8 protein-coding genes are annotated in these 8,101 nt (G+C 61.0%); 5 read left to right on the top strand and 3 right to left on the bottom strand.

The window, feature by feature from the left end; all coding sequences use genetic code 11:
• The 3 genes from rpsD to U1A24_RS12120 form a co-directional block, all read right to left on the bottom strand.
• Positions 1 to 541, bottom strand: a 541-nt coding sequence (gene rpsD, locus U1A24_RS12130) for a 30S ribosomal protein S4 (protein WP_322322228.1), incomplete at its 3' end; no start/stop codon positions are given.
• Between the two features lie 166 nt (positions 542 to 707).
• Positions 708 to 1,535 carry a Hint domain-containing protein gene (locus U1A24_RS12125; RefSeq protein WP_322322227.1) on the bottom strand — a complete coding sequence of 276 codons (828 nt, stop codon included), beginning with the start codon at positions 1,533 to 1,535 and terminating at the stop codon, positions 708 to 710.
• A gap of 395 nt (positions 1,536 to 1,930) precedes the next feature.
• Positions 1,931 to 2,845 (bottom strand): lipid A-modifier LpxR family protein, encoded by a 915-nt coding sequence (locus tag U1A24_RS12120; protein WP_322322226.1) that lies wholly within the window; start codon positions 2,843 to 2,845, stop codon positions 1,931 to 1,933.
• A 173-nt stretch (positions 2,846 to 3,018) separates the two neighbouring features.
• Between U1A24_RS12120 and U1A24_RS12115 the strand changes: the two genes are divergently transcribed.
• The 5 genes from U1A24_RS12115 (at position 3,019) to U1A24_RS12095 (ending at position 8,058) form a co-directional block, all read left to right on the top strand.
• Positions 3,019 to 4,128 (top strand): class II histone deacetylase, encoded by a 1,110-nt coding sequence (locus tag U1A24_RS12115; RefSeq protein ID WP_322322225.1) that lies wholly within the window; start codon positions 3,019 to 3,021, stop codon positions 4,126 to 4,128.
• A gap of 165 nt (positions 4,129 to 4,293) precedes the next feature.
• Entirely contained in the window at positions 4,294 to 5,163 is an 870-nt protein-coding gene (locus tag U1A24_RS12110; protein ID WP_322322224.1) for an SPOR domain-containing protein, read from the top strand.
• 4 nt (positions 5,164 to 5,167) lie between these two features.
• Positions 5,168 to 6,325, top strand: coding sequence for a D-alanyl-D-alanine carboxypeptidase family protein (locus U1A24_RS12105; protein WP_322322223.1), 1,158 nt, complete (start codon positions 5,168 to 5,170; stop codon positions 6,323 to 6,325).
• On the top strand, positions 6,326 to 6,943 hold the full coding sequence (gene tmk / locus U1A24_RS12100; protein WP_322322222.1) for a dTMP kinase: 618 nt from the start codon (positions 6,326 to 6,328) through the stop codon (positions 6,941 to 6,943).
• The gene (locus U1A24_RS12095; RefSeq protein WP_322322221.1) at positions 6,940 to 8,058 is read left to right on the top strand and encodes a DNA polymerase III subunit delta'; all 1,119 of its coding nucleotides are present in this window, start codon (positions 6,940 to 6,942) and stop codon (positions 8,056 to 8,058) included. The genes tmk and U1A24_RS12095 overlap by 4 nt, the downstream gene beginning before the upstream one ends.
• Positions 8,059 to 8,101 lie beyond the last annotated feature (43 nt).

Below are 8,101 nucleotides of genomic sequence, written 5' to 3'. Positions count from 1 at the left end.
GGATGAATTTCACGGTCAGCTTGTTGGTGTCGATTTCCAGATAATCCGGGGTGTCACGCTCGGTCAGAGCCAAAGCTTCAGCGATGATCGCGAGTTGACGCGACTTTTCACGAACGGCGATGATGTCGCCCTCTTTGACACGGTAGGACGCGATGTTGACGCGGCTGCCGTTCACGGTGACGTGGCCGTGGTTCACGAACTGACGCGCTGCGAACACGGTCGGCACCAGCTTGGCGCGGTAGACGACAGCATCCAGACGACGCTCCAGCAGACCCACCAGCATCTCGCCGGTATCGCCTTTGACACGTTCAGCTTCGGTGTAGATCTTGCGGAATTGCTTTTCGGTCAAATCGCCGTAATAGCCCTTCAGTTTTTGCTTAGCGCGCAACTGAGTACCGAAATCCGACAGTTTGTTCTTGCGGCGCTGACCGTGCTGGCCAGGGCCGTATTCGCGCTTGTTCACCGGGGACTTCGGACGGCCCCAGATGTTTTCGCCCATGCGGCGGTCAATTTTGTACTTGGCAGAGGTGCGTTTTGTCATCTCTGATCTCCTTCTTAAGTTACGAAGGGCGTTGTCCTTTGGCCGAGGCCCGACAGGGTTCTTCTTGCGAAGTCCACCAACACCAATGAAAAGCCCCGGACTTTCATCCGGGACATAGGGCGGCTTATACAGTCGGCCTAAGCAGAGTCAACCGCCGCAGACCACTTTATGCAGCCAGTTCATGCCGCAGGATCGCGGCTTCCGAGCCCGAGATGTTGCGCCGCGCATAATCACCATAGGCATGCGGGTTTTCCTCGATCTCGGGCAGGATGTTCAACAACCCTTCGCGCTGCACCGGGTCGACCGTGTCGAGCGCGGTGTTCGAGGGATGGAAGCTTTCGGTTTCCAGCCCATTGGCCCAGACGATGTTGTGCCGCTCCAACAGGATATGCACATAGGTCACTTCGCGCAGGGCATGATCGACAGTGACGGTGGCGTCATTGACCAGATCTTCGGCTGCGACCAACACTTCGGCGGTGTTGAACAGCGCCTGCGAAGCCGCGCCTTTGACCAGCATCCGATGCTGCGGCGAAACCAGCAAATCCTCATCCGGGCGGTGGAGACCCATCGAGTTCGCTTTGAAGCGGATCGGGCGCAGATGCGGCATGGCATACAGCCGTGCGCCGGACATGCGACGATGGCCGCTCCACAGCACCTCTTGCGGACCGTTGTCACGGGTCAGGATCAGATCGCCGGGACGCAGGGTGCGAATTTGCTGCACACCGTCCGGCGTGGCCACACGGGTATCCGGCGTGAAGCAAATCACCCCGCCAGCAGCCCGCGCCCCTGCCCCGGAATGCGTGCGGTCGATCGCGGTGCGCACCACCCACAAATCCTGATCGCAAGGCGGCAGATCGCCGACCAGCATCAACAGTTGTGCGCCAGTGTCTGGCACCGGAATGATCGTCACGGTGAAGGACTGATGCCCGTCAGTGACGATAAAGCCTTGATCGGGAAGATCATTATACGCTTCGTCTGGAGAATTCTGAGGCATACCATCGCCCCCAACCGCTACGCCCACCAACCGACGCACCATGCGCGCTGCGCGCTTGCGTAAATCCGCCGCACCCTCGGCCTTCTCCAGAAGCAACAATCCCTGCGGCCCATCCACGCGGACGGCCGTACCCGTCCAGCGCCATGCAGCGCCGACCGAGAGAAGGTCAGTTGATGCGGCCTTGAGGCCATCTACTTCTGTTTGTGACCAGGATATGACGAACGTGCCCAGAGAGCCCGTTTTCATGCCTGTTTGCCCGCTCGTTTTTTGTTTCTTATCTGGAAACGTTAACAGAGGGTTAGCCAAATTTCTATGGTAAAAAAGCAACAGTGAAAGTGAATGTTATATCACTCAACTTTAGGTTGTGCGCGGTGGTGTTTACTGATTCGGTGTGACTAGAACTTGAGGTTCAGGTTCAGCCCGCCGACCAATTGGCCTTCCGGCTGTTGATCAAATTCTTTGCTCAGATAGCTGACGCCGTAGAACAGCGAGGCTTTCTCGCCCTGCCAATGCACCCCAGCACGCAGGCGCGAGCGGTCTTCGGTCAGGGTAGCGTCGCCGTTGCTGGGCAGCAAAGCCGAGTCAAACACCCGTGCCATGTCACCGCCAAGGATAAAGCTGACGCCTTGATTTTGGGTGCCTTGGACGGCGCGGTAGCGCTGACCCGTCGTGGTGTCGCGCACCATCAGATCATCCCGCCCGAGCGTGCCGATCACCAGATCGCCACCGATGCGCACAAAGCTTTCCACCCCAGCCTGGGCTTGCACGAAGGGGCGGAGCTCGGCCCGATTTCCCAGCGCGAATTTGCGACCCAGTTCGGCCTCAAACGTTGGATAGATGCCGTTGCCGATCTGCTGATCAATCACCGTCGGCTCTTCCAGACCGACCATGTTGTGAATCCATTTCTGGAAATTGCTGATACCCGTCTGCGGCCCAGTGAACACCAGATCAGCCCCGACGCTGACATCATTGCCGCGCCAGTCGAATTGCGTGTGCATCCCAAAGGACAGCATGGCGGCGTAGCGGCGATCTTGCGGAGGAGGGGAGATCAGATCTTCGGGCGCGACGATCTGCGCCGAGGCGCGGAATTCGAGGATCTCGCCGGGTGTGGTCGGCAAGCTGCCATCCCAGGAATAGCCCCGGATGCGGCTGACCTGATAACCACCCGTGCGCCAGCGGTCTTTCTGATCGCCCAAGGCATCATTGCTGAACATCCGACCCCAACCAAGCGTCACGCGATCTTCGGCCTGCGCGGGCACGGCGGCGGCTAAAGAGGCCGCAATCACAAGGGTTTTTACAAAGTTCAACATTTTGCTTCCCAGTTTCGCGGTTCTGCGGCCTGTTCTGCCAGAAACCACGCCTTTTATTGTACAGATTAACGGCCACCCAGCGGTGCATCTGCTCTTGGTGCATTTGCACTATGGCAAGAAGATGGAAAACACTTTCTTAATGCGAAAGAAATTTCGGCGCGAAAGGATGTTCGATGGCCACAGCATTCTACCATGATGAGCGTTGCCTGTGGCATTCGGGCGGCGAACAAGCACTGTTCCTGCCGGTCGGCGGCTATGTGCAGCCGCCCTCGGCGACGGGTTTCGCGGAAAATCCCGAGACCAAGCGGCGGTTCAAGAACTTGCTGGAGGTCGCGGGGATCTGGCCGCAGTTGGATGTGCGTTCGGCCGCAGCTTCTGCCGGCGCCGATCTGTTGCGGGTGCATACGGTGGCCTATCTCGACAAGTTGAAGGCGATGTCGGATGCGGGCGGCGGCAATATCCCACCGCATTTTGCACCGTTTGGGCAGGGCAGTTTTGAGATCGCCTGTTTGTCGTCGGGTCTGGTCAAGCAAGCGGTGGAGGATGTGGTGACGGGCGGTGTCGCGCGGGCCTATGCGCTGTCGCGGCCACCGGGGCACCATTGCTTGCCGGATGCCTCGATGGGGTTTTGCCTGCTGGCGAATATCCCGGTGGCGCTGGAAGCCGTGCGGGCCAAGCATGGGCCACTGCGGGTGGCGGTGGTGGATTGGGACGTGCATCATGGCAATGGCACGCAGGCGATTTTCTATGACCGCGCCGACACGCTGACGATCTCGCTGCATCAGGAAAACTGCTTTCCGCCGGGGTATGGTGGTGCGGAAGATCGTGGGGCTGGTGCCGGGGAAGATACAAATCTCAACATTCCGCTGCTGGCTGGCTGCGGACACCAAGCCTATCTTGATGCCTTTGAGCTGTTGGTCACGCCAGCCTTGCGCGCGTTCAAACCCGATCTGATCGTGGTCGCCTCGGGGTATGATGCCTCATGCGTTGATCCGCTGGCGCGGATGATGGCGACGTCAGAGACGTTTCGCGCGATGATGACGCAGCTGCGCGGGTTGGCGGATAGATTGTGCGATGGCAAAATCGTGGTGGTGCATGAGGGCGGATATTCCGATGTCTATGTGCCGTTTTGTGGGCTTGCGGTGATCGAGGCGTTGTTGGGTCAGCGCAGCCCGGTGATCGACCCGTTGCTGAAAATCTCTGATCTGCAACAGCCGCCCGCCGATCTGATCGCGTTTCAGCGTGCACGGCTGGAGGCGCAGGCCTGGCGGGTTTTCGGCTGATTATCTGATCACGAAGGTTTTCCGCGCAAGGCAAACCTCACCCTTCCCTGCGCCTGCGCCAGACTGTATCATGGCGCCAGATTGGTCCGAGAAGGGCCAGAAGGGCAATGAAACGCCACCATAAGGTGGGAAAGCGCGCGAAACAAAGCGCCAAGGGAGCAGAGCATGACGGGTGAGGCGATGCGACGTTTGATGGTCGCTGTGGCGATGGCGGCGATTTTGACCGGCTGCCAAGAGGGCAAGGGCCCGCTGGCGGCGAAGGCTCCGCCGGATGGCGCGGCACCGGCCTCGACCAAATCAGTCAAACTGGTTGACCGCGATGTTGAAGACCCGTCGATCTTTCAGACCACCGATCAGGCCTTGTGGGATGGTCGCCCCTCGCTCGGCGGTGTCTGGGTGGCCTCGCCCGATGCCAAGGATCCCGAGCGGGTGATCTTGCGCAATACCGCCAACGGCAAATTTGTGATCGGCGCGCTGTTCCGGCGTGAGTTGGACAATCCGGGACCGAAGCTGCAAATCTCATCCGATGCGGCGGCGGCTTTGGGCCTGCTGGCGGGCGAGCCGGGCAAGGTTTCGGTGACAGCGTTGCGGCGCGAGGAAGCGCCAAAGACCGCGCCGGATGCGTCCAAGCCGATTTTGGATGCGGCCGAAACTGTCGCCACCGAAACGCTGGACCCGATCCCCGGTGCAGCGGCCGCGATTGATCGTGCGGCGGCAAGCCCCGAAAAACCCACAGCACCGCCGATTGCCACCATGCCCGCCAGCGGCAAATCTGCTGCGGCCCCGGCCCCAGAAGCGCCGAAACCTGTCGCGGCAAGCGGCAAAGGCGGGCTGATCCAGATCGGCATCTTCTCGGTCGAGGCGAACGCAAAGCGCGCCGCAGATCAGTTGAAAGCCGCAGGCGTTGCGGCTGACATTCGCACCGAGACCGCTCAGGGCAAAAGCTTCTGGAGTGTGACGGCGCGCGGCGACAAAGGCCTGATGGCCAAAATCAAGCAGGCGGGGTTCATGGACGCCTATTTCCTGAAAGGCTAACCGTATGATGTTCCGTTTCTTTTCCGCAGCCGCCTTGTTTGTTGCAGCCTGCCTTCCGGCGCAGGCGTTTGAAACACGCGCGACGGCGGCGTGGGTTTACGATGTCACCACCCATACCGTGCTGATGGACAAGAACGGCGAAGCCTCGCTGCCGCCGGCGTCGATGTCCAAGCTTATGACGGTGAACATGCTGTTTGAGGCGCTGAAGGATGGCCGTATCGCGATGGACACCACCTTTGGCGTTTCGGCACACGCGGTGAGCTTTACCGAGGCGGGCGGCTCGACGATGTATCTGCAACAGGGCGACCGGCCCACCGTCGAAGACTTGATCAAAGGCATCATCATCAACTCTGGCAACGATGCCTGCGTGGTGGTGGCCGAAGGGCTATCGGGCACGGAAGCCGCATTCTCGGAACAGATGACCGAACGCGGCAAGGCGCTTGGGCTGGAACATTCAAATTTCGTCAATGCAAGCGGCTGGCCAGCCCCCGGCCATCGGATGAGCATGAAGGATCTGGGGCTGCTTTCGGTGCGGTTGATCGAAGAGTTCCCGGAACTGTATAAGGTTTTTGGTGAGACCGATTTCAACTACAAGAACCGCGCGCCTGCGAACTCTCGCAACCGCAACCCCTTGCTGGCGTTGAATATTGGCGCGGATGGCTTGAAAACTGGCCACACGCAGGAAGCCGGATTTGGCATGGTGGGTTCGGTCAAGCAGGGCGAGCGGCGCATCGTGTTTGCGATCTCGGGGATGACCTCGGACACCGAGCGCGCCGAGGAGGCCGAACGGATTGCCACTTGGGCGTTTCGGCAGTTTGCGTTGAAAACGGTGGTGAAAGCGGGGGCGCAGGTGGCGCAGGCTGCTGTGTTCATGGGCGAGGCTGATACGATCGGGCTGGTGCCTGCCGAGGACGTCAAGCTGCTGATCCCGGCCTTGGCACAGGATGGATTGCAGGCGCAGGTGGTCTACACCGGGCCGCTGGAAGCGCCGATTGCAAAGGGCACCGAGGTGGCACAACTGGTGATCACTGTGCCGGGTCTGCCCGAGCATCGCGTGGGCTTGCTGGCCGAGACGGATGTGCCGAAGGGTGGTTTTATGAAACGCCTGACCACGGCCGCGTTGAAGCTGCGGGCGGAATATATCGGCACGCCTGCTAGCTGAATGTCAGGGATTTTCCTTTCGTTTGAAGGCATTGACGGCTCTGGCAAGTCGACGCAAGCGCGGATGCTGGCCGAGGCTTTGCGCGCGCGCGGGCTGACGGTGTGTCTGACGCGCGAGCCTGGTGGCTCGCCAGGGGCTGAGGAGATTCGGCGTCTGGTGTTGGAGGGGGCCGCGGATCGCTGGTCAACCGAGACCGAGCTGCTGCTGTTCACCGCTGCGCGGCGCGATCATCTGGAAAAGACCATCCGTCCGGCTTTGGCACGGGGTGAGGTGGTGATCTCGGATCGGTTCGCCGACAGCTCGCGGATTTATCAAGGCCTGACGCGGGGCGATCTGCGCGACACCGTGGACCGTTTGCATGCGCTGATGATCGGGGCTGAGCCGGACCTGACCGTGCTGATCGACATTGATCCGGCTGAGGGACTGGCGCGGGCGGTGGCGCGGGCGGGCAAAGAGATGCGATTTGAGGGCATGGGGCTTGGCGTGCAGGAAAAGGCGCGCGATGGCTTTCTGGAGCTGGCTGCGGCACATCCGGCTCGGTTTCGGGTGATCGCGGGCGCGCGTTCGGCTGAGGCGGTGGCGGCAGATGTTTTGGCCGCCGTTCTGGCGCGGCTATGAGCGAGGATCTGCCCGAGCCCGACCGGGTCGAAGGTGCGCCGCATCCGCGCCATACCACGCGGTTGATCGGGCAAGCACAGGCGGAAGCCACATTCCTGCAAGCGTTCAATGGCACAAGGCTGCATCACGGCTGGCTGATCACCGGGCTGCGCGGCGTGGGCAAGGCGACCTTGGCGTGGCGGCTCGCGAAGTTTCTGCTGGCGACACCGGATGAGGATGGCGGAATGTTCGCAGCCCCGCCGCCCGAGAGTTTGGACATTCCTGACAGCCATCCCGTGTCGCATCGCATGGCGGCACTGACGGAATCGCGGATGTTTTTGTGCCGCCGCGCGCCGAACGAAAAGCATGATAAATTGCAAACTGTCATCTCGGTGGAAGAGGTGCGCAAGATGAAGTCATTCTTCGCGCTTTCGGCGGCGGATGGCGGGCGACGGGTGGCCATCATTGATTCTATTGATGAAATGAACGTCTCGGCGGCCAATGCCCTGCTGAAACTGCTGGAGGAACCGCCCGCGCGGGTGACAATCCTGATGATCTCGCACCAGCCTGCGAAACTGTTGCCCACCATCCGCTCGCGGTGCCGCGAGCTGCGGCTGGGGCCTTTGTCGGCGGAAGATCTGTCTGATGCGTTGACCCAAGCTGGCGGCGATGTAGAGCCGGAGGACCGGGTGGCACTGGCGGAACTGGCGGGCGGCTCGGTGGGCGAAGCGTTTCGGATGACCAATCTGGACGGGTTGAAGCTGTATGAAAGCTTGATCCAGTTGTTTGGCACCCTGCCCCGGCTGGACCGACCCCGCGCGCAGAGTTTGGCCGAGGCGGGGGCTGGCAAGGGGGCAGAAGCGCAGTTTGAGCTGATCGTCACGCTGCTGGATCTGTTTCTGGCGCGGTTGGCGCGGGCGGGCACCTTGCAACAACTGCCACCCGAAGCGGCGCGGGGCGAAGGCGATCTGATCGCACGGCTTTCGCCCTCGCCCGATCATGCCCGGACTTGGGCCGATGTGGCGCAACATTTGGGCCTGCGCGCACGGCGCGGCAAGGCGGTGAACCTTGACCCTGCCGCGCTTCTGATGGATATGGTTCTGCATATCAATGAGACGGCGGCAGAGCTCGCCTAGAGGTGCTGCATGGCTTTTGAGATCGTTGACAGCCATTGCCATC

The sequence above is a fragment of the Cypionkella sp. genome (genome assembly GCF_034376685.1).
Lineage (GTDB): Bacteria > Pseudomonadota > Alphaproteobacteria > Rhodobacterales > Rhodobacteraceae > Cypionkella.
The sequence above is the reverse complement of the archived record's forward strand: the minus strand, read 5'-3'. Positions and strand labels throughout refer to the sequence as shown.

Coding starts and splice junctions, on each gene's coding strand:
- U1A24_RS12095 (WP_322322221.1), top strand. CDS start 6,940: ATGAGCGAGGATCTGCCCGAGCCCGACCGGGTCGAAGGTGCGCCGCAT.
- U1A24_RS12125 (WP_322322227.1), bottom strand. CDS start 1,535: ATGCCTCAGAATTCTCCAGACGAAGCGTATAATGATCTTCCCGATCAA.
- U1A24_RS12110 (WP_322322224.1), top strand. CDS start 4,294: ATGACGGGTGAGGCGATGCGACGTTTGATGGTCGCTGTGGCGATGGCG.
- U1A24_RS12120 (WP_322322226.1), bottom strand. CDS start 2,845: ATGTTGAACTTTGTAAAAACCCTTGTGATTGCGGCCTCTTTAGCCGCC.
- U1A24_RS12115 (WP_322322225.1), top strand. CDS start 3,019: ATGGCCACAGCATTCTACCATGATGAGCGTTGCCTGTGGCATTCGGGC.
- U1A24_RS12105 (WP_322322223.1), top strand. CDS start 5,168: ATGATGTTCCGTTTCTTTTCCGCAGCCGCCTTGTTTGTTGCAGCCTGC.
- tmk (WP_322322222.1), top strand. CDS start 6,326: ATGTCAGGGATTTTCCTTTCGTTTGAAGGCATTGACGGCTCTGGCAAG.